Source organism: Vibrio sp. 1F263 (assembly GCF_041439035.1).
Taxonomy (GTDB): domain Bacteria; phylum Pseudomonadota; class Gammaproteobacteria; order Enterobacterales; family Vibrionaceae; genus Vibrio; species Vibrio tasmaniensis_A.
In genome coordinates, this window is record NZ_JBGONI010000049.1 from 1 (window position 1) to 20,519 (window position 20,519).

General features: G+C 40.2%; 22 protein-coding genes. 6 read left to right on the forward strand and 16 right to left on the reverse strand.

The genetic code is table 11. From position 1 onward, the window contains the following. Positions 1 to 95 precede the first annotated feature (95 nt). The 14 genes from ACED25_RS20835 to ACED25_RS20900 form a co-directional block, all read right to left on the reverse strand. A complete protein-coding gene (locus tag ACED25_RS20835; RefSeq protein ID WP_017102632.1) occupies positions 96 to 692 on the reverse strand; it encodes a tyrosine-type recombinase/integrase in 597 nt (198 codons plus the stop codon). Between the two features lie 553 nt (positions 693 to 1,245). Continuing rightward, the gene (locus ACED25_RS20840) at positions 1,246 to 2,784 is read right to left on the reverse strand and encodes a GTPase (protein WP_371695979.1); all 1,539 of its coding nucleotides are present in this window, start codon (positions 2,782 to 2,784) and stop codon (positions 1,246 to 1,248) included. Beyond that, the gene (locus ACED25_RS20845) at positions 2,777 to 4,492 is read right to left on the reverse strand and encodes a dynamin family protein (protein WP_371695981.1); all 1,716 of its coding nucleotides are present in this window, start codon (positions 4,490 to 4,492) and stop codon (positions 2,777 to 2,779) included. The genes ACED25_RS20840 and ACED25_RS20845 overlap by 8 nt, the downstream gene beginning before the upstream one ends. Further along, positions 4,492 to 4,908, reverse strand: a complete 417-nt coding sequence (locus ACED25_RS20850; RefSeq protein ID WP_371695983.1) for a hypothetical protein — start codon at positions 4,906 to 4,908, stop codon at positions 4,492 to 4,494. Before ACED25_RS20850 ends, ACED25_RS20845 begins: the two co-directional genes overlap by 1 nt. A gap of 31 nt (positions 4,909 to 4,939) precedes the next feature. Continuing rightward, positions 4,940 to 5,752, reverse strand: coding sequence for a dynamin family protein (locus ACED25_RS20855; RefSeq protein WP_371695985.1), 813 nt, complete (start codon positions 5,750 to 5,752; stop codon positions 4,940 to 4,942). Beyond that, complete coding sequence (locus ACED25_RS20860) at positions 5,742 to 6,038, reverse strand: YkgJ family cysteine cluster protein (protein ID WP_016768613.1); 297 nt, start codon at positions 6,036 to 6,038, stop codon at positions 5,742 to 5,744. Before ACED25_RS20860 ends, ACED25_RS20855 begins: the two co-directional genes overlap by 11 nt. Next, positions 6,035 to 6,433, reverse strand: a complete 399-nt coding sequence (locus tag ACED25_RS20865; RefSeq protein WP_016768614.1) for a TerB family tellurite resistance protein — start codon at positions 6,431 to 6,433, stop codon at positions 6,035 to 6,037. The genes ACED25_RS20860 and ACED25_RS20865 overlap by 4 nt, the downstream gene beginning before the upstream one ends. Positions 6,434 to 6,912: 479 nt before the next feature. Continuing rightward, complete coding sequence (locus ACED25_RS20870) at positions 6,913 to 7,329, reverse strand: GFA family protein (protein ID WP_017102639.1); 417 nt, start codon at positions 7,327 to 7,329, stop codon at positions 6,913 to 6,915. A gap of 130 nt (positions 7,330 to 7,459) precedes the next feature. Further along, positions 7,460 to 8,098, reverse strand: a complete 639-nt coding sequence (locus ACED25_RS20875; RefSeq protein WP_017102638.1) for a LysE family translocator — start codon at positions 8,096 to 8,098, stop codon at positions 7,460 to 7,462. Next, positions 8,095 to 9,420, reverse strand: coding sequence for a hypothetical protein (locus tag ACED25_RS20880; RefSeq protein WP_017102637.1), 1,326 nt, complete (start codon positions 9,418 to 9,420; stop codon positions 8,095 to 8,097). The genes ACED25_RS20875 and ACED25_RS20880 overlap by 4 nt, the downstream gene beginning before the upstream one ends. Positions 9,421 to 9,436: 16 nt before the next feature. Continuing rightward, a complete protein-coding gene (locus ACED25_RS20885) occupies positions 9,437 to 9,673 on the reverse strand; it encodes a phytanoyl-CoA dioxygenase family protein (protein WP_240798339.1) in 237 nt (78 codons plus the stop codon). Then, complete coding sequence (locus ACED25_RS20890) at positions 9,615 to 10,343, reverse strand: phytanoyl-CoA dioxygenase family protein (RefSeq protein ID WP_346762973.1); 729 nt, start codon at positions 10,341 to 10,343, stop codon at positions 9,615 to 9,617. The genes ACED25_RS20885 and ACED25_RS20890 overlap by 59 nt, the downstream gene beginning before the upstream one ends. 329 nt (positions 10,344 to 10,672) lie before the next feature. Then, positions 10,673 to 11,377, reverse strand: a complete 705-nt coding sequence (locus ACED25_RS20895; RefSeq protein ID WP_371695988.1) for a tyrosine-type recombinase/integrase — start codon at positions 11,375 to 11,377, stop codon at positions 10,673 to 10,675. A 10-nt stretch (positions 11,378 to 11,387) separates the two neighbouring features. Next, positions 11,388 to 11,978, reverse strand: a complete 591-nt coding sequence (locus tag ACED25_RS20900; RefSeq protein WP_229648402.1) for a hypothetical protein — start codon at positions 11,976 to 11,978, stop codon at positions 11,388 to 11,390. A 775-nt stretch (positions 11,979 to 12,753) separates the two neighbouring features. Here ACED25_RS20900 and ACED25_RS20905 point away from each other — a divergent pair. From ACED25_RS20905 to ACED25_RS20930, 6 genes are all read left to right on the forward strand, one after another. Further along, the gene (locus ACED25_RS20905) at positions 12,754 to 12,942 is read left to right on the forward strand and encodes a hypothetical protein (RefSeq protein ID WP_017101218.1); all 189 of its coding nucleotides are present in this window, start codon (positions 12,754 to 12,756) and stop codon (positions 12,940 to 12,942) included. Between the two features lie 537 nt (positions 12,943 to 13,479). Beyond that, entirely contained in the window at positions 13,480 to 14,484 is a 1,005-nt protein-coding gene (locus ACED25_RS20910; RefSeq protein ID WP_017101219.1) for an AbrB family transcriptional regulator, read from the forward strand. Between the two features lie 759 nt (positions 14,485 to 15,243). After that, the gene (locus tag ACED25_RS20915) at positions 15,244 to 16,449 is read left to right on the forward strand and encodes a DUF1611 domain-containing protein (RefSeq protein WP_102579795.1); all 1,206 of its coding nucleotides are present in this window, start codon (positions 15,244 to 15,246) and stop codon (positions 16,447 to 16,449) included. Continuing rightward, a complete protein-coding gene (locus tag ACED25_RS20920; RefSeq protein WP_016790225.1) occupies positions 16,446 to 17,582 on the forward strand; it encodes an alanine/ornithine racemase family PLP-dependent enzyme in 1,137 nt (378 codons plus the stop codon). The genes ACED25_RS20915 and ACED25_RS20920 overlap by 4 nt, the downstream gene beginning before the upstream one ends. Continuing rightward, entirely contained in the window at positions 17,539 to 17,904 is a 366-nt protein-coding gene (gene gspS2 / locus ACED25_RS20925; protein WP_016790226.1) for a type II secretion system pilot lipoprotein GspS-beta, read from the forward strand. Before ACED25_RS20920 ends, gspS2 begins: the two co-directional genes overlap by 44 nt. After that, positions 17,905 to 18,135 (forward strand): hypothetical protein, encoded by a 231-nt coding sequence (locus tag ACED25_RS20930; RefSeq protein WP_004735670.1) that lies wholly within the window; start codon positions 17,905 to 17,907, stop codon positions 18,133 to 18,135. It abuts the gene before it with no gap. 164 nt (positions 18,136 to 18,299) lie between these two features. On the opposite strand, the gene ACED25_RS20935 is transcribed toward ACED25_RS20930, so the two are convergent. Together ACED25_RS20935 and ACED25_RS20940 are read right to left on the reverse strand one after the other, a co-directional pair. After that, positions 18,300 to 18,896 carry a tyrosine-type recombinase/integrase gene (locus ACED25_RS20935; RefSeq protein ID WP_016792302.1) on the reverse strand — a complete coding sequence of 199 codons (597 nt, stop codon included), beginning with the start codon at positions 18,894 to 18,896 and terminating at the stop codon, positions 18,300 to 18,302. Between the two features lie 181 nt (positions 18,897 to 19,077). Then, positions 19,078 to 20,205, reverse strand: coding sequence for an HD domain-containing phosphohydrolase (locus tag ACED25_RS20940; RefSeq protein WP_016800221.1), 1,128 nt, complete (start codon positions 20,203 to 20,205; stop codon positions 19,078 to 19,080). Positions 20,206 to 20,519: the final 314 nt, after the last annotated feature.

Below are 20,519 nucleotides of genomic sequence, written 5' to 3' on the forward strand. Positions count from 1 at the left end.
GCACGCTGGGTTCTTAGGGAGACGGCACTTGGTAACAAGTGTCGTCCACCCGACACAGGCTTTTCAGGAGAAAAGCCTGTAACAGCTCCTACCTCTCAGCAGTCTGTTTTCTCAGACAACCTCAGAGCGTCTTCTAGCTCAACGCCAAGGTATCGAATTGTGTTATCTAGCTTCGAATGTCCAAGTAAAATCTGTACGGCCCTGATGTTTTTCGTTCTGGCATAAATCAAAGTGGCTTTGGTGCGGCGCATGGAATGAGTGCCGTAATAGTCTGCATTCAGTCCTAGTTTTGCAGCCCAGTTCCTGATAATTGAACGATAGAATGAGTAGCTGATAGGTTGCCCAAAGCGTCGGCTACTCGGGAATAGAAAACTGCTTGCCTCTAGGGATGCTGCAAAAATCCAGCGGCTAATACTTTGCTGTGTTCTCGGGGTAATCTCATAGTGGACATCGGTGCCAGTTTTTTGCTGGATGCACTGAACCCTTTCATAGATAACTCCTTGCGAAGAAACATCGTAAACGTGTAGCTTGAGCAAATCACTCGCTCTTAACTTGCTATCTATAGCTAGGTTCAGTAGTGCGAGCTGCATCAGATCATTTTCAATCTCCAGCCTAGTTCTGATCCGCCAGATCTCTTCAAGCTTAAATGGCCTTTTGATGCCACTGCACTTTCCAGAAGATAACTTTCTCATGATGACCTCCTCTCAGTGTTTTTGGTCAACATGAAGTTTGGCAGTCACATTTAATAGGGTTTAGGAAGATCTAAAACGTCGGTGGACAAAAGCTTGTCAGCGCTTTTACTAATTTAGCAAATCATCGATAACCACAGATATTACAAAGTACGTTGTTTCGAGCTAACGCTAACGCGAAAGCTTAATTTCGGTACGCATAGAGTGTGACTAAGTTAAATAAACATGCTTATAAAAACCATATTGCATGGTCGTAAGTCACTTAATCATATGCTTAATTAAGAGACTTGGACACCTTTAAAAGCTAGATTCTCCGTTATGATGAACATCAGCCAGAGCCTAGCCATCGTCGATAAAGATTGACTCGTACATGGAAGTTTTATTTGAAAGAGTGCTGACTCACAATTACCTTAGCTAGTATTTCTACAAGTTATGGAGATTTGATTTTGTTTTATTTAACTTCTTAACGTGAAGTATTTTCTTATGTTCTCTTTTCCATACTGCCACCCATAGGTCTAGAATCTAGGATAATTAAACCTAGATTCTAGACCTTCTCTTAATAATTAATTTGCTCAAGGTCAGTTTGGCTATCTAATAGTGATTGATAGTCACTTTGATACCCACCTTGCTCAGTTGTGAGTTTAGCGATTTTGTCATCTAGAGCTTGGATACGTAAACCTATCATTTGAGTGATAACTTGCTCTGATATATTGCCATATTCACGCTTTACAGTTGCGCATACATCTTCCACAGCTTGATATAATTGGATAGATGCGTTGCGATTACGTTCGTTCTCTGCCTTTTCTTCACTATTTGATTTATATAGATCGTAAAGTGCTGTAACCACCTGTACAACAACGGCGGCTTTACCCGCCCACTTACCTAGCGTCGTTTCCCAGCGACCTTTTAAGCCTGGGATCTTAAACTTCCGCCCCTGCAACAATACTTCTTTTATGTTGTCTGCATTCGCTATCTTGCCCAGCCCTTCAACCCCCATATCAAGGTATTTGTTGTTATTACCAGATAAGAGTTGCTCCATCTCATGTGAAATAGAAACACGCATTGATGAGCTTACCTCACCAATCTTATCATTTAGCCATTGCTCTAGCTTGTCGCCAATAGGATCAACTGCAGACTGTATAGCACTATCAAGTTGCGCTTGGTTGCTGCTATTTTGTAATACATTGCTGATATCAGACTTAATTAGCGTTAATTCATGGTTTAAAAAATTACGTGATTCGGAAATTAACGCACGCTGACGAGAACTAAGCATAGTTTTATCATCACGCGCCATGTTTAATTCACTATCAAGATGACTGTCATCACGACTCGATAACTGTTCAATCACGGGCTTGTACCACAATTCCTTAACGGCACTTTTAAGGCCAGCTAGCTGACTAGCCTTACTGTCTTTCTCTTTTAACCAATCAATAAACGTTTCAATAAAGTGACTGTACCCCGAATGTTCTAGTAATTTTGCATGATCATTCTTCAAACGGCCTTTAAGTGCCGTTTGGGTGTTCATTGGTATCACTTTAATTTGTTGAATAGTTTCATCTGATACTCCGTATTGAGGAGCGAGTTTAACTAAGATCTGTAGAACTTTTTGATGAGCCGTTGCCTTATCTTCTTCTGAAGCGAGTTGATGATTCAGAACGATAAAAATGTGTTTACCAAGATTAAGCATATTAAATAAACGCTCATACAGGTCTTTAGTATCTTGGTCGCCATCACGGATCACAAATACCATTACATGAGTACGTTTGATTTGCGCTATTGTCGTTTCTTCATGATCAATCGGTGCATTTACCCCTGGGGTATCTAGCAGGCGGTAGCCGTTCCAATCGAATATATCAACACTATCCGTTGTTGGGATCTCACCAACGTTTGCACGCTCTTCACCGATTAACGCATTAACAAATGTGCTCTTACCTGCGTTATATGCGCCATACAGCATGATTTGTAATACTTGATCATCTACTTTTTTATTTAACTCATCATGGATTTGATTGGCTAAATCACTACCTTGATAGTTAATGACCATCTCTTTTGAATCTAATAGGTTTTGCTTAATATCGATGAATGGATTACGCATTATGCACTCTCAAGTTTCGGGTTTGTTGTTGGCATTCATTGATGGCTACAACAATGTTTTCAGCATAAAATTGAAGTGGTTCAAATGAGCGGTTCACTTCTTCGAATACCGTCTTCACTTGAGCTGGTAAGTTAGTACGAATTGCCTCTGAAGTCGTTTGAATCACGTTATCAGGAGAGACACCCACTGATAATTTTTCAGTCGTAATTTCAACGAAAATCATCTCACCAGCCTTGTTACCACCATAAACGCCGATTGCCCCACCAATCATGGCGCCAATAGGTCCCCCGAACAAACCGCCGATTGCCATACCCGCAGCAGCACCAGCTGAAGAACTGGCACTTTGTTTTGCTTTTCCTGAGACTTTTTCAATATCAATTGTAATATCGTTAAAATCACCTAGGTTTGCACCAGAGAGGTCACTCGATACCTTTTTAATATCTTTAACCACGTCTCTTAACTCATGTCGTAGCGTTTCACTAATTTCTTTTTCAATCAGCTTGTTAACGTCATGCCCTAGCGCTTTTTTATCTCGACTACCCATGTGCTTATCAACAATCAATGGCACTTCACAAAGCACGTTATCTAGGATTTGTGAAGACAAATTATTCTGCTTAAAGCGAAGGTTTTCCGTCATCTCTTGTAGACTAGTTTGTAGCTCTAGGACTTTTGGTAAGATGTTTTGATCCATTGGTTTTAACACTTCGCCATTTAAGAAGTTAACCATCTGCTGCTGAGCTTTGCTTACCTTATAAACATTTGCCTCATCAACAATATTGGCTAAGCGCTTGAACAATTCAGTTAAACCACTTTCTTCGAGGGCATTAGGGTTTTGTTCATGCTGTTTTTTATAAGCATGAACGGAGACTGATACTGCTGTTTTTAGCTTTTCAACCTCACCTAAGTCTTTCACTCGGCTAAATACATCATCTTCTTGTGCTTTACGCACTTCTGCTGTTTTATTGAATAGTGTTTGCACCAAATCGTCGGCTTCGTCACACCAGTCTTCTTCCATCTTGTCGCTTTTGGTAAGCACAGGTTGCAGTGGCTTTTTCTTTTCAAGCTCAAGTTTTAGATCTTCTAATTCTTGTACCTGACCCGGAGAACTCGATGATGTTAACCACAGAACAGCGTCTGCACTGTCGGTATAACGGCGGGTTAGATCGCCATTTTCATTAACAATAGAATGTAAGCCAGGTGAATCCAACAACACTAAGTTTGAGCCAAGCTCTACACCTTGAATTTGCGCTGTCGTCTCGGTAACACCTTCGGCAAACTGACCGTCAAAGTACTTCACCTCCCCCTTATCAAAGAAAAAGCGTTTTACTTCACTTGGATTGAATAAGTCAGCGATATAGTTACTGAAAGAGCTTTTACCCGCATTGACCTTACCAAACACCAGCAAGATAACTCGATCAGAAAATTGCTCACTCAGAGCTCGCATTGGGGATGCATCGCTTAACTTCTTATCCCATTGTTTAACTTTGGTATTAACTGACAGCTTAATTTCATTTGCTAGCTGATATAAAGCATGCTTATCGTTGATCGTTTCATCATTGAACTTTTCAGCCTGCGTCAGTTTTTCAACTAATTGCGATTTGATATTGTTCAGCTGATCTTCTTTGTTCGATACGTCGTTAATGCCCACTTTAAATTCACTAAGGGCAACTAAAAACGGATTGTCTTGGGTTGTTTTTACATCATCCATTACAGCGTCCTTAGCAACTCTTTCTCGACAATATCTAAACCTTCTAGCTCTTGTTCGAGTAGCTCTATCTCACGATTACGACCACGCACGCTGGCTTTATTGTTGTAATTATTCATTGCTTGTAAGCTCAGTTGATTGTCTTGCTTGTTGGCACGGAGCAACTCTTCTGGCGTTATAGTCAATTTGTGTTTAGTGATAAAACGTTGTGCTTTAGCTTTATTTTCTGATGCTATGCGTTGGTCTTTTGCCAGCTTGACTGCTGCTTCTTTTTTACGTTCATTATCAAGTCTTGCACGCACGCGCTTACGCTCTAAATCACGAGCGCTAGAAGAGCTAGAACTGCTACTATCATCACTTGCAACAATGGCAGCAACACCAGCAGCAATAATTCCACCTACTATCCAAGGAATAGCCATAATAATCTCCTATCTTTTTACAATTGCTTGGCTATACCAAAGCTTGGGATAATGTATTGATATCGCGCTGTAGTTCTGCTTTTTCTTTCATCGCTTTAGCGCGTTGACTCATTAGTTCAGCAGCAGTCCATTTAGTTTTAGAGCGAAGTTCTAGCAGAATTTTGGATTTCAGGCGCTTAAGTTCTTTCTCACGCGCAGCATCTATCTGTTCTACTAACTTACCTGTAAGAGAAAATAATTCATTTATATTGCTCCTTTCACAGAAGATTGACTTATTCTCTTGAATGCCACGTAAATAGCGCTGAGCTGAGACCTTAATGACCTCAAGCTGTTGAAGATCTATAAATTGCATTAATTGCTCACGAATTTTTCGCTCAACTATTGCTACATCATCTGGTGATTTTTGATCTACTTGAGTGATGATAAGGAACATCTTTTGGCTATAGTTTTTATCTTGTCGCGCCAACTTTAGAAATACATCTAATTCATATTTATCTAATTCACCAGCTTGTGCTTGATGAACCAAAAACAGGTAATCAGCGACCTCAAATGCCCCTTTGATTGCTTTCGCATCATCTTGACGATTTACATCGGCATCAAGCCCCGGAGTGTCAATCCAAATCACTTTTTCTTGTTCGAGCTCTCGGTTTTCTACCGTCTCGCGCTTATCTGCGGCCTTAAAAAATTCTTCCCCTATTAAGGCATTAAGCAACGTACTTTTACCGTGGTTATACTTACCAAATACGGCAATACGAGGCTTAGACGAATTATTTTTAATAAATGCTAAGCGGTTAAGGTTCTGCTCTTCTTGGGGTAGAAAATGTAATAATGCGTTAATGTCCATTATCTAGGTTCACTCTATAGCGTGGTGGATAATCTTGCTCTTGTTGCAGAGAATTACAGACTTCAGCGTTCTTTTGGTAATACTCTTTTAAGCCAACCAGTTGAGAAAATAGTTTTTCATAGCCTTCGTCTATTCTGCATACCAGCGGGCGCTTTTGATAAATCAAACAGCCCTTATGTTGTGAATAATGTTTGCATTTACCATCGCCTGAATGAAATTCTTCAAGCTCTGCGATACCTTTAATTTTTTGGCAACACAAGCCACAACGAGTACAAGGGAAACTCATATGTGGATCAATGCCTCACCTTGAGTGAACAATGAAAGGATGTTTTTCGACCACTCACGATAGATAATCGCAAGGTTAGGATTTAACTCGAAATGTTCGATAATGGCATCAATAGTATGTTGCTCTTCTTTTGCTATAACACCATCGGCATAAACCAGAGCCATTAACTCCAGCAGCACGATTTTTTGATGGCTGTCTTGCTCAAAAGTATCCAATATACTAAACAAATCGAAGTTAGCTTCATCATATTCGATATCATCCATTTGCATCTCCATGCAGTATTTAGCAATCAGCACCTCTTCGTCCATTGAGAAATCATTATCAGCGTGAGCTATATGATGTGCTAAGGCCAAGAAAGCCTCTTTCTCTGCCATTGATAAACGATTTAAGAACATGTTTAGACTCCATATAACTTGAAAGAGTAGGTTTAGGTTACATTCTAATCCACTGATTTTATGAGAAAATAAATTTAAATTCTGCTACGAGACTCTCAATCCCGATCCTAATATCACGAAAGTATTCTGTTCTCAAAATCGAATGCAATCTATTTTAGTTGCCTATTTAAATTGGCTTGCACAACCACCAATGTGGCAAAACTCAGAAAATACCAATTCATTATAAATAACTTTGCTAAAGAAAGATTACTAGGATTGTGATGAGCAATAACTTTAAAGAAATGGGGAAAAGAAGAGTCAACAGGTAAGGGTTTCTTACCTGTTGCTAGCACGTTTCGGGGCACTTTCGAGTTAGAAAGTGCCACAGATAAAGATTCAACCTATGAAAGTTCTGGCCAAAAGTAAGTTAATGCAATGAAACTCCCTAAACCTCAATAGATTAGAACAAGTATTTTAATATCTTAAACACTTGCTCACCGCTACCCCGGCTGCTCAGGGAAAACCTTTACATTAGTTGGTATTTGGTACCAATCTAGTTTTTCACTAACCCAAACATGTGCTTGAGGTTCGAAAATATCAGCTGCCGACATATCAGTTGGTTTTAACTTTAATTTAACCGTTTGCGGTGCATCTGGATTGAAATGGTAAATTCTGTTTCCACAATTTGGACAGAACATCGCGCAATTACGATTGCCACTATCAGCTAAACGTTCCCAAGTTTTCAGTTGACCAGAAAACTCTATTTTCTCGGCATCGACAACTGCTGTAATGCTAAATGGGCTGGTAGACAGTTTTTGGCACTCTGTACAGTGACAAGCAAAGACCATTAGTGGTTTTTCATACAAGTCATAGGTCACTTGCCCGCACTGACATGCTCCTATAAGTGGATATTCCATTTATCACTCCTCCTCACAACATGAGTGGCAGCTAACTCCGAATTAAGTAACGAGTAACACTACCGTCTAACCTAAGTCATTACATCGTAAATCAACTTGAATTAAAAATCCGAGAAGTGTGTCCCTTCCCCTAATTGTACGAGGAGTTTACCAAGGCCATAACACCTAAAAGTATAAAAATACTACCAGACCACCTTGAGAAAAAATCAACCCAGTTACTTCTTGCTTGAAACTTTTTCTGTAGATGACTCGCCATCAAAACACTTAACAGATCAGCACTACTAAACAATAAATTCGTAACAACTCCCAAAATAAGCAGTTGGAGCCAAACAGCAACACTTCCTGCTTCATTCACAAACTGTGGGAGAAAAGCAAGATAGAAAATTGCGGCTTTAGGGTTCAGAATATCTACAATGACACTATCAATAAACGTTCTTTTAGGAGAGGTAAGATTGCTTTCACAAGAAGTAATACGTAATTTTTTTGATAGATAGATACGTTGGAAACCCAACCAAACAAGATAGAGAGCTCCTAGCTTTTGAATGGCAGAATAGAGAGAAGGATTAGCTAAAAGCACAGAAGACAAACCTAATACAGCTAAAATTACATGAAAATAACCTCCTATATGAAGGCCAAAAGCTGCCATAATTCCTACTTTCTTCCCTCCTGACACAGCTTGAGCAATACTGTAAAGCATTGCAGGACCGGGCATAAACGCATATAGCAACGTAACAAATAAGTAAGTAAACAGTTCTGTAATTGAAATCATTGTCCACCCTCCAAGCTATATTTAAAGCCAGAAAATGTTGAGGCTAACTCACTTACTACATTACGCGCCTCCTTCAAATTGTAATTACCTTGTAGAACGCCTGCGATTACCTCAGCTAAAACAACTATTTGACTTTGTGTAACCCCTAATCGAGTAATTTCTGTTGCACCAAAACGTATCCCAGATAACAACTCTCTATCTTCAGGAAGTGGGACTGCATTAGCAAAAACCCCAACATCAGCTAGACGGTAGCATGCTAAACGCGCACCTTCTTCTCGAGTCCATTTCACAACAACTTGATGAGTTTCAGTAAAGCCTTCATCAGAACAGAGCACCTCCAACCCGTGCGCCTGTAAATTACTAGCAAGTTGCCTAGCATTAAGTATCCCTTGAGCCATATATTCAAGGCCATATTCCTTTAATTCTAAGCATGAGACCGTCAGGGCAGCAATTCGATTAAGTTGATGTGAACCAGTTAGCTTTGGGAATATAGTCGTGCTAATCGGAGAAGAAAACTTTTCCGAATTCCAACAAATTACTCCTCCCTGAGGACCACTAAACGTCTTTCCTGTCGATGCAGTGTAGATATCAGCTCCCAAAGACAGAGGGTTTGGATAAACTCCACCAGCAATCAACCCTGCTTGATGTGAGCCATCAAAAAGTAACATCCCTCCCCAACGAGAAATAATGTCTTTTATCTCTTTTACAGGAAAGGGAAAAAGGTTGAGACCTGCCCCTAAACTCACTAATTTCGGGTGTCTAAACTTAGCCATGTATTCAAAGGCGTTTAAGTCAATTTCGAGGGTATTCGGATCCACAGGAAGATCTGAAATGGAATAGTTCAAGATCCCCGGGGGGCCTAAACTATGGTTACTTGAGTTACCACCATAAAATGTATTGAGGGTGGACATATCTGATACGTTGAAATGGTTTTTGAGAACTGCATAGACAACCGTATTAGCATGAAGCCCTCCTAAAAGCCTAGGGTCTGCATGATTGCATTCAAATAATTCCTTAAGTAATACTATGCAAAGTGCTTCTATTTCATCAGCTTGATCAAGCCCCGTAAAAAAGCGGTTATTTCGCCCAATAGAACCGCCTGAGGCTCTAGACCCCAAGTCACAACTTAGTAGTCCCCGAGCTTGTAAACTCATAGGGCCTTCTGCTGCCACAAGGTTTATTCCTGTCTTCACTCTCACAGTCTCGTGTCGCTCTATTAAAGCTCTTAATTTTTGATAGAGCTCTTTAGAAGTCGAACACCCAAGTAAGGCAGAAGCATCATTCAGAATATTCATGTCATGCATTTGTTTGCTGATAATCACTTTCTAACCTCCCTTCTCACGTATAACTGTTACGTGTGTTAGACAGATCCTTACCACAGAGCAGTAAGCTCGAATGTCTTGTGATATCTATGTTTGAGCCATCAATAAAGTCGCCCAAGTGTCGAAATGGATAAATTTCCGTATCCGTTGCCGTTACTCTAAAATTAATGCCAAACCGGTCATTATAAGATGTATTAGGAAGAGAACCATGCATGGTTCTTTCCGTGAAAATAACAAATTCCCCTTTTTTCATAGGGATCGTCACTATATCTTCTTGGCTCTCGTCTACACCCAATGTTTTTTTTTGCAGGTAATTTTGCAAGTTCAGCTCGAACATAGGCTTTAACATCCTCGAATGATTTCCCACTAATTTGATAATTTTCAAAAAGCCCACTGGTATCAACGTCCAATACTAGTGTGTAATTGTTCGCCCTTTCGACAACATCTTCGATTGTTTTACAGTCAATAAATGGATCATGCCAAAACTCAGATTCTGTCATTGGAACCATGGTTTTAGGATATTGTTTTTTATGTGAACCACGAATGAAACGCAACGGAGCGCAATCAAGCTCAACATCAGTAAGGGCGACCCAAACAGTTAAATTCCACCAACGATCCCGCCTTTCATGTTTAGGCCTTAAACTAGGCTTATTATTGCCAATTTCTTCACCATCGAAATCTCCCCACTCTTGGTGCCAACCTGTACCGTTTTCTCCAGATTTCTTGTGAAAAATTTTTGAGCGCCAAAGAGCTAAATCGTCTCCAATCAGAGACTGTAGCTTTGGGATCAAAGCTGAATCTGTGAGCAACTCTTTAATTTTCGTCGATACTAAATGCCAATCCCTGACAGAATAACGACCATACAGGGGATGCGGCTCTGGGCTTTGAGCTATCTCCCTAACTTCCGTTAAAACATCTTGAATTAATTCGACATTTGCGAACCTCGGTAATGGTCCTAAATAACCATCCTCGGCGAAAAGACCTTATTTGCTCTCTCGTCAATCCTTTACTCTTGTCCATTGATTAGCTGCCTACCCTATGATGTTAAACAAAGAGCGTCGAACCTATCAGTCTTTATCGAATGGCCTAAAATTAATAATTAATAATTAATAATTAATATTTAGAGAAAAGCGTTAGTTCTCGCGTACACTTATTCACAGAACTCCAAGTGTGACTCCCCAAAACACAAACTTTACCAAAAAACCTAATCTTAAAATTTGATGTACTTATGTTATTCCGACAGATATTTTAATCACCATTCCCAAAAATCCACTTCATATCTAAACCGTTCAACCTCCTTCTCGGTCAGTTCCGGTATTACTTTGATAGGTCTTCCTCTGCGTTTAGGGGGAGATTTCGTCGGCTTAGATTTGGAGGCTCTCACTTTTCGAGTTTTAGGGTTATTCACAAGCTGGCCTGATAATATTCCACTAATAACTTCCCCTATCGCCTCAGCAGATTGCGATACTTGCACATCATCCACGTGAGCATAACGAAGCGTGGATGAAATACGCGTGTGACCCGACAGTTTCGACACCATCGGAATAGGGAACCCCTCTAACACCGCATAACTGGCAAAGGTATGACGCAAATCGTGAATGCGAACATCCTCGATATGGGCTAAGGCTCGCACCTGTTGCCAGACCATACTAACCTTGGTCGACCGACTCACAAAACGACGCAAAGGCATAAACACATCATCGTGTGATTCGCTACGCTGTGTCCATGCTTGCTTTGGTATGTCTGAAAGGAGTTTCTGCGCTTCCTTGCCCACATACACCACCTTCGCACCCGTTTTGCTGTCCGGCAAGTGCCACTCCCTGCCTTTAACAAAAGACCATTGTAGGCCTGTTACCTCTGAAATTCGACACCCCGTTAACAGCACCAGTTTTAGCACCTGACAACAGCACGCTTCCAGATTACCTTGCTGGCTGACCACAGTTAATGCCTTATCCAATCGCGCTAACTCATCCAAACTCAAAAAACGATTGAGCTTTTTTTTTGCGACTTTGCTTGAGACCCTCACAAGGGTTTTCCATGCAATAACCTTGCTTCACCGCATATTTGAAGATAGAACGAAGCACATCAAGATTACGGTTGGCAGCCCCTGCGTAATTCTGGCTGAGTTCATCAAACCAACGATGCACATGAAACGAATCAATACGGCTGACAGGAAAACGTCCAAACTCGGGCAACAAATGCCTTCTTAAGGCGCTCGACGCTGTCCCTTGTGTACTCAGTTTCCATCCCTTGCAGACCTTATCCGTCCATTCTTCTTTCACCAAAGCATCAAAGCGAATTAACCGTATCGGTTTCGTCTCTTTTTCTAAAAAAGAAGACTGTAAAGCTTGCACGTGTTGTCTGGCTTGTTTTAGGGTGAATTGTCCCACGGCCGCTAACGTCTTATTGGGAATGGGTAGATAAGTCACATAGAAACGGCGATCATCGGCATAGACTCTAACCCCTAACGCGGGAATTTTGGTATCCCACACCGTATACGTTCGAGTTTTTGAATGAAGAGATTGAATCACTTTAGAAGTGAATAACAGTGACTTCATGAGCGCATCCCCTTAACGAGTACACCCGACACATGAGAGGCCGCCTGACACACGTCCTCACGTCCCAAATGCGCATACTTTAGCGTCGTTTCCGCTTCAGCATGCCCCAAAAGACGACTCAGCACGATCACGTTCACCTTCGACTGAATGGCAATACTGGCGTAGGGTGTGGTCAAAAATTGAAAATACAGGGGCATTTTTGGAACACTTTCCAATTAGTCTTTGTTTTCACTAAGAGGCTAAATTATCGATGAAAAACGCCCCTATTGGAAGGGGTTGGGGTGTAGATTTGACCACACTGTTTTTACATTAACGCCAAGTTACTCTTATACAGGGGCACTTTCACCCCAAAAATACAGGCTAGAAATGAAAAAATTCTAGAACGCACCATCGCATCAAACCAATCAAATATCCTTTTATATACTGGAGGCATTTCGTGAACAGTATCTAATCCTGATTTTCATTATAAACCCTTAACGAATATAAATTAAATGTAAATAATTAGCTCTTAGCCTTTGTGTTAACTTATAAAATAATAAGTAACTATCTACTTACTCTGGCAATAAGTAACAAAACAATAAGGGAATTCTTCATGGAAAGACAAATAAAACTATTTTCACTGAAGAGAAAAGGAGCAGCAGTCCCTAAATTAAACATAATTAGTATCAAATCAACTTTCTCATGAAGACGAAGCTTCTGGGTTTAAAGATACTTAATTTCAATTAATTTTGGTCGTTAAAATTATGGTTTTTCTTATAAAAAAGAGTGCGTTGCTATGAAAAATGAAAAGTCAGTGAAAACAATTCAAAAAAAATCGAAGTTTAGAGACTATTTACGCTATCTGCGGATTAAATTTAAAAGGTATAATTTTAAAAGTGGAAAAAATAAAAATGCATCTCTCGATGTGAGACACCTTTCTGACCATTTAAAAAAAGACATTGGTATATATGATAAAGACCACTAACATCATTAATATCTCTTCGTACTCTTGTCTTACTCGTTGTGTCACAAAGTTTAGTTGCACTACATGCGCACTGATTTTTAGAGGCAATTAGGCTGCTGTCTGCAAAATGTCTCCCAAAAAGATAATCCTTCAGGATTATATGAGCTGTCCATTTTAATTATCGACCATAGTTCCACTCCTACAAGGGTGGAACTAGCTTCCTCATCAGGTTTCCATTCCGGGCACTGATACATCTTACCTTGCCAGTGACTTTGCTCAACGATTAGACAATGGTCAATATTGTGTAGAGACAGATAGAAAAGGAGTACTTCTTTGATTTCATCATCAATGCTACAGGAATACAACGTTCACTCGATAGAAGCAATCCGGTACTTGATAGCCTGCTAAGTCAGAAACTGGTGATATTCAAATGGGCTTGTATGCTCTTGGGCGGATAACTTGTGGTGATTTTTACATAGTCAATAACATAGATATGATTAATAACCAAATCTCCACTTTATTGTCATCCTTCAAGCTAAAAAAAGGGGAAACCAAAACATGTATCTAGCCTCATTCATAGCTTTGGTTGGCTCGCTCTTATTTACATATTTCGAGATACCACTAGGTGTAATGTTCGGTGCCCTGATTGCTCTTTTGTTAACGGTAAAAACAGGGTTTACTCTAGCTCTTCCCAAAAGCACATTGACCGGAGTACAGTTAATCCTTGGTGCCACAGTGGGCTCAATCGTCCCTATGCAGACTCTTTCCAAGGGTTATCCGATATTACTTTTTGTGGGACTCGTCCTTTGTATGTCCGCACAAGTTCTCACCTCGTATCTCTGGCTTTCTAAGCGAGAGAAATGGTCAAAATATGAAAGCCTACTTGGGGCGGTCCCGGGAGCGATGGCCGCGGTTCTTGTCATTAATGAAAATCACAATTCACCTTCTAGTAAAGTGATTTTCACTCACACAGTTCGACTCATTTTCTTAATCATAGCTTCCGCTCTTCTTGTCTCAGCGGACAATTCACCAGTTCCTGGGCCGGCTATTTCCTTAGACAACCTTTGGATACTTCTCCCACTTTTCCTCGCCTACTTTTCAGGTTTGCTTCTCGATAAAATTGGTACTCCAGCACCGTATATGGTGACTGGGATGTTAGCAACTATGTTTGTGAACTCTGAGTTACCGTCATACAACTTTCTTGTCCCGACAGAGCTTGTTTTTATTGCAACATCCGCTCTAGGGGCATTAATTGGGATTCGTCTAAAAGATATAACCGTTGTAGATATCTTCTCTTATGCGCGAGCTGGGATTATTGCTACAACGTTAAGTCTTACAGTCACAGTTGTTTTTGCATATATATTCAGCAAGCTAATTGATAAGGAGTTCATCGTACTCTTGATGTCGTGGGTTCCGGGCAGTGTGGAGTCTATGACTGTCGCTGCCATTTATCTTGGACTAGAGCCTGCATTAATAATGCTTAGTCATATCATTCGCATGATAATGCTTCATTCTATCCCTCTCGGCTTCAATATTTATAAGTATTTACGGAGACAATTATGAAATGGGACATTGGTGTTGGCTTGGTTTCATTAAAAAACCTCAGTTAAGACTGGTTTTTTGCTTTTTCCATTCCTAATAAGCTCTTTTCACTTAAATGCATTTAATTTACCTATTGAAAGAAATTCAACTGGAACTTCCGTTCTTCAACGGTATCCAGTCTGTACTTTGTAGTATTGAAGAGCGGAGTTACGCTGCTTCTATCTAAAAACATCAGAAACAATAAAGCTTGAGAAGTACAATATCCTCTCATCATTTTTTGCTTTGAACACATTATTCATCATCGGTAAATCTATCTAATTTCTATTTAGACCGTCAACCTCCTTCGGTAATCACACCACTCCCAAAAAGTGAACACTAAGGCGATCTTTTCCCAGAGCACACCCAGAGCACACCCAGAGCACACCCAGAGCACAGTCCCAATGCATGGCGGCATAACACGTCTCTGGACAAAAACGCGTTAAACTCAAAACTCTAATTCACTTAACTAATATTAGAAAAAGTATCTTGAAACCTTAAAGCTGAGAGGTTGATACGGCGACGTTGAACAATGAGTCTTAGATCTCTAATCAGTCACGTTAGTATGGGTGAAGCCTGAAAGTGATAGACTTAGAAAGCGTATTAATAATAACCAACAAAAGTCTGGTGAGTGTGTTACCTTGGTTGTTATCCCTACCGCTTAGTGGGGACTTCTTTTCTTTTCCGAACTCGCATCTCGGCACTCCTTAGTTGCCCTCCTAAGCCTCACCGCAGGCTTTAATTATGTCCATTTCAACTCAAAAGTTAAGAAACATCTTCAAACTCACTAGAATTGAAAATGTAGAAATCAACAACGACGTACCCCATTTCGCACCTTGGTTACCACTTGCTCAAAAAGTAAAACCTGTCATCCCTTCTGCGATTGTATATTGCGAAGGTAATTTTGGTAAAATTGATGGTAAAACCGCTAATGGGTTAGTGAGACATTCGTTAAGCTATCGTATTCTATCGGTTATTGATAGTAAGTCTGCTGGCTTAGATGCTGGTGAAGTTCTTGATAACAAAGCCAATGGAATACCGATCCTTGCTAATGCTGAAGAAGCTATCATTCACGCAGAAAGCATTCCTGATTACTTCATTTTTGGCATTGCGCCATCAAGTGGCTTTTTATCTGACTTAGATAAAAGCATCATTTTAAATGCCATGTCACTAGGAATGAACATCGTAAATGGCTTACATGAATTCCTAACCGATGATCCTCTATTTTTAGAAGCCAGCTTAAAGAATAACGTTCGAATATTCGATACTCGCAAACCCAAAAATAAAGGCGAACTGAAAACGTTTAGCGGGAAAATACACAACGTTAAATGCCCGAGAATTGCTGTAATGGGGACGGATTGCGCGCTAGGAAAACGAACAACAGCAACAATATTGGCGAATGAACTGACTAAAAAAGGCCTTAACGTCGTTCTGATTGCCACTGGTCAAACAGGCATTATGCAGGGCGCACAATACTGCGTTGCACTCGATGCTGTTCCTTCACAATTTTGTGCCGGTGAGTTGGAATCTGTCATTGTACAGGCCTATGAAAAAGAAAATCCGGATCTGATTATTATTGAAGGGCAAGGAGCCTTGAGTCACCCTGCGTTTTCAACCAGCGCTTTTATCTTACGTGGCAGTTGTCCAACGGGTGTGATACTGCAACATGCCCCTAAACGTTTATATCGTAGTGATTTTCCTGATTGCTCAATGCCTTCGATTACCTCAGAAATCAATCTTATCGAAACGTTTTCTAATACCAATGTTATTGGACTAACACTGAATCATGAAGATATGTCGTTGGATGAAACACGTTGTGCGATAGACACTTACACTACCGAATTTGGTTTACCGGTTACTGATGTCTTGTCACAGCCTGTTGAACATCTACTGCACATCGTAACGTCAGCCTTTCCTATAATAGCAAGTAAACTGGCCGAAAAAGGGTGAACTACCCTAGGTTAGACATCGATTGTGGGAAAGTTCATCATAACGCTCAGTTCCTGATTTCTCAGCTCTCACTGAAAAATATATCCGTTACGCCTGTAACAAAAGCCTTCCTCGGCCACCCTATCATCGCACAAGTTCTTATTGATGCTGGCGCAACAATGTTAGCCGATTCAAGAATCGAAAATCTTCAAAAGATGACTGAATCTGGCATTGCTATCCCTAAAATGCTGATACGTACACCCATGCTCAGTCAAGTGGCGAGCGTAATAAAATACAGTGATATGAGTTTAAACTCTGAAGTTGAAGTGATTCAGAGGCTTTCACATGCAGCGGAACAACAAAATTGCTGTCACGGTATCATTATTATGGTTGAGCTTGGCGATCTCAGAGAAGGTGTGATGCCAAATCGCGTGATTGATTTTATCCGAGAGATTATTTCTTTACCAAACATCACGATAAAAGGAATTGGTACGAATTTAGCCTGTCGGTATGGTGTCGCTCCAGATGATCAAAATATGAGTATTCTTTCTGTGCTTGCCGATGGAATTGAAGCTACATTTGGGGTCAGTCTAGAAATTATTTCAGGGGGTAATTCTGCTTCAGTTAACTGGGCTCTTCAGAGAACAGGCTTAACTCGAGTCAATAACCTTCGTATAGGAGAAGCCATTTTTTTAGGCTGTGAGCCTTTAGAGCACGAAAATATCAAAGGCTTACATACGGATGCGGTTTCTTTGACCGCTGAAGTGATTGAATCCAAGACTAAACCGACTTTGCCTTGGGGGAGTCGGGGGTTAAATGCTTTTGGTGAAAAAGAAAACCTTCAAGATAGAGGGGAGGTCTCACAAGCTATTCTAGCATTAGGCCGCCAAGATGTTTGTGTCAGCGGGCTTAAGGCTCCGAATGGGATTAAGATCATGTCTTCAACCAGTGATCATCTTGTCCTTGAATCCTCACAGAAACCACTATTTGTAGGGGAAAAAGTCACATTCAGTTTAGATTACAGTGCGCTCTTATCTTCTATGTCTTCACGTTGTATCCATAAATATTTTAAGGCTCCTAAAGGGAGAAGAAAGGAAGAAGGAGCGCATAATGCTACGAACAACTGTAATTCTCTTCGTCAGTGTCATGCTTAACGGTTGTCAGATAAGCCCAATAAAATCTAATGGGCTTGCCGATTATAGAGCGACAGTTATTTCAAGCCAACTTCCACAAGAGTTAGGCTCAATCACACTCGTAAATACACAGTCAGAGGGCGATAGTGTCACTCTTGTTTTCGTAAAAAAGAAAACTTTGAATATGGACCGCTTAGTAGAAAAAGTCGCCGTTAGTTTTTGTGACAACATCGAAATAAGACCACTATTAGAGAGTGGGATCTCTTATCGAATCATTACCTTAGGAAAAAATGAGAAAGTAGAAAGCCTTAACGTCATTTCTCTAGCTAAGTGCTCTAATTGAATGCTTAGCAGTCGAATGGATAAAAGCCAATACGAGTTGTTCAATGTACTCAATGACACTATTTTATTGAGGTTTGACCGCCTTACGCCTTGGGAAAAAAACTTTATCACAGAGTTACACCATAAGGTCGTAACTAGACAACTCATTTCAATTAAACAAAAACAGCTTGCTTTAAAAATTTCAATGAAAGCCTATAAATCAAAGAAGAAAAACGCGCGTTCCAACGTTTAATTTAAGCTCGTGTATACCTAATCTGTTCAAGGTCCTCTAAACCTTGGACAGATTAGTAGTATTTGCACTTAACGTATTGAAAATAATCAAGTGTAGCGGTGAATGGGTAACAACTTTCAGCGTAATAGCAATTGAAACACCTAAGTATTTAGGTTCCTTTTCGATTAACACTCAGTACCTTCTGAAAGCAACAATGCATCTTCTAATTCAACCCCAAGATAGCGGATTGTATTATCTACCTTGGTATGACCAAGTAGTAGCTGCACCGCTCGGATATTTTTCGTTTTTGCGTAGACTAACGTCGCTTTTGTTCGCCTCATCGAGTGAGTGCCATACAAGTTAGGATCCAACCCCAGATTAGAAGCCCATCTCCTCACTAAGTATCGATAGTACGAATAGCTAATCGGTTGTTGCTTTCGCCTTTGGCTTGGGAAAATAAAATTGCTGTCATGTAGCGAAGCCATCAAAATCCATTTCATTAGACTCTGTTGAGTTCTTGTCGTTATCTCAAATTGAACTTCAATATCTGTTTTGCGCTGGATATGCTTAACGCGGTTAAATATCCTATCTTGCGAAGATACATCGCAAACTCTGAGAACGAGCAAATCACTTGCTCTAAGTTTGCTATCAATAGCTAAGTTGAGCAACGCAAGCTGCATCAAATTATTTTCAATTTCTAATCTGGTTCTGATCCGCCAAATTTCCTCAAGCCGAAAAGGCTTTTTGACGCCACTTCGTTTCGTTTTGTTGAAAACTACCATGATGACCTCCTTTTTAATTTGGTCATCACGATTGTAGTTGGAAGGAAATGGACAAAAATAATTTAGGGTAATTACTTAAATTGAGTATGTTCGAATTACCTTTTTTATGGCAAACCATACAATTAGAAACAAGCTAACTTGGAGCTTGGCTAAAGATTACTACTACATTTGTGCCACATTTTTATTGTAAATTAACAGGTGTATACAACCCACCTAAAGTCTCATCTTGTTTGTAGCAAGTAAGGAAAGCGTCTACTACACAGGGGTCGTATAGTTTATTTCGGCCTTGTTCTAAGGTATTGATAGCTTTCTTCGCTCCGACAGCCTTCCTATATGGTCTATCATTTGCCATAGCATCGAAGGTATCTGCAACAGCTATAATCCGAGCCTCAAGTAAAATTTCATTCCCTTTGATTCCGTTTGGGTAGCCCGAGCCATCCAACCTTTCATGGTGCTGTTCGATCATTTCGACGATTGGCCAAGGAAAAATTACTTCATGAAAAATCTTTGCTCCTACTTCTGAATGACTTTGGAGTAACTTGTACTCTGCTGGCATTAGCTTCCCAGGCTTACTTAAGATTTGAGATGGGATAGTAATTTTCCCGATGTCGTGAACCAAAGCTCCAATGACTAGTCCCTCTTTCACAGAGTCTTCTAGTGAAAGTTTCTCAGCTATAAGGTCGCATATATGAGCGACATTGCGTTGGTGAGAGGAAGTGTATTCATCACGAATTTCAAGCGCACGAGATATTGCGCCTAGCATATTAGTCATAATCGCGATGGAGGTAGAAGAATCAAATTCTAGCTTATTGTTAGCTAATCCAGATTCGATCTTACTTACCTTTGTTTGTACCTGAGGCCAGATGTCATTGATCATACTGTAAAAATAACTTACGAAGTCATGACTGTATGGTGCGTTGTTGTTGCCTATACCGATGACTGCAACTACGTCATTATTTTGTATTACGGGAAGACTGAAGTGATGAGTTAGTTTTATGTGGTCTTTCGGTAAAGAGTCATCTATGGAATAGTTTGCATCATAGTGGTTGTGTATTACGGGCTTTTTAGTTCTTATACTATCTGCCCATATTCCTGCAGATGATAGTGGATAGTGGGTTACGTAGCTGCAATGGCAATGTTCCAAAACAGAGGTTGACCAAACATTTAATGCGATTTCTTCGTTAGTATGAGAATAGAAGTGGAAATATCCGATATCGCTCTTGGCTTCTTGTACAAAAAAATCAATGAGATCTCGATAGAAGTCATGACTCGTTAAATATTTCTTTCTTGTAAGAAAATCTATACTCATAGAGCTTTCAGTCCGTTAAAATCGATATTGACTTTAAGTCTAGTTCTTTTTCGCGTATTTCATCTGACATTAGCAGAATTTAGGCTGGCTAAGAAAGTACATGTTCTGGCTGAAACTAATATTGGGGCAGCTCTGAGTTAGTCACGATGGCTAACTCGCGTGATCACCAAGCGATTCTGTCATACCGTAATTATCAACCAATAAATGTCTAATGGCCTAGCCAATAGTGGTTGGCTGCGGATAGACCACAATAAGAGACCTTCTATATGTGTTTGTCGTAAGCAATGTTTAATGACCGAAATGACAAAGCGAAG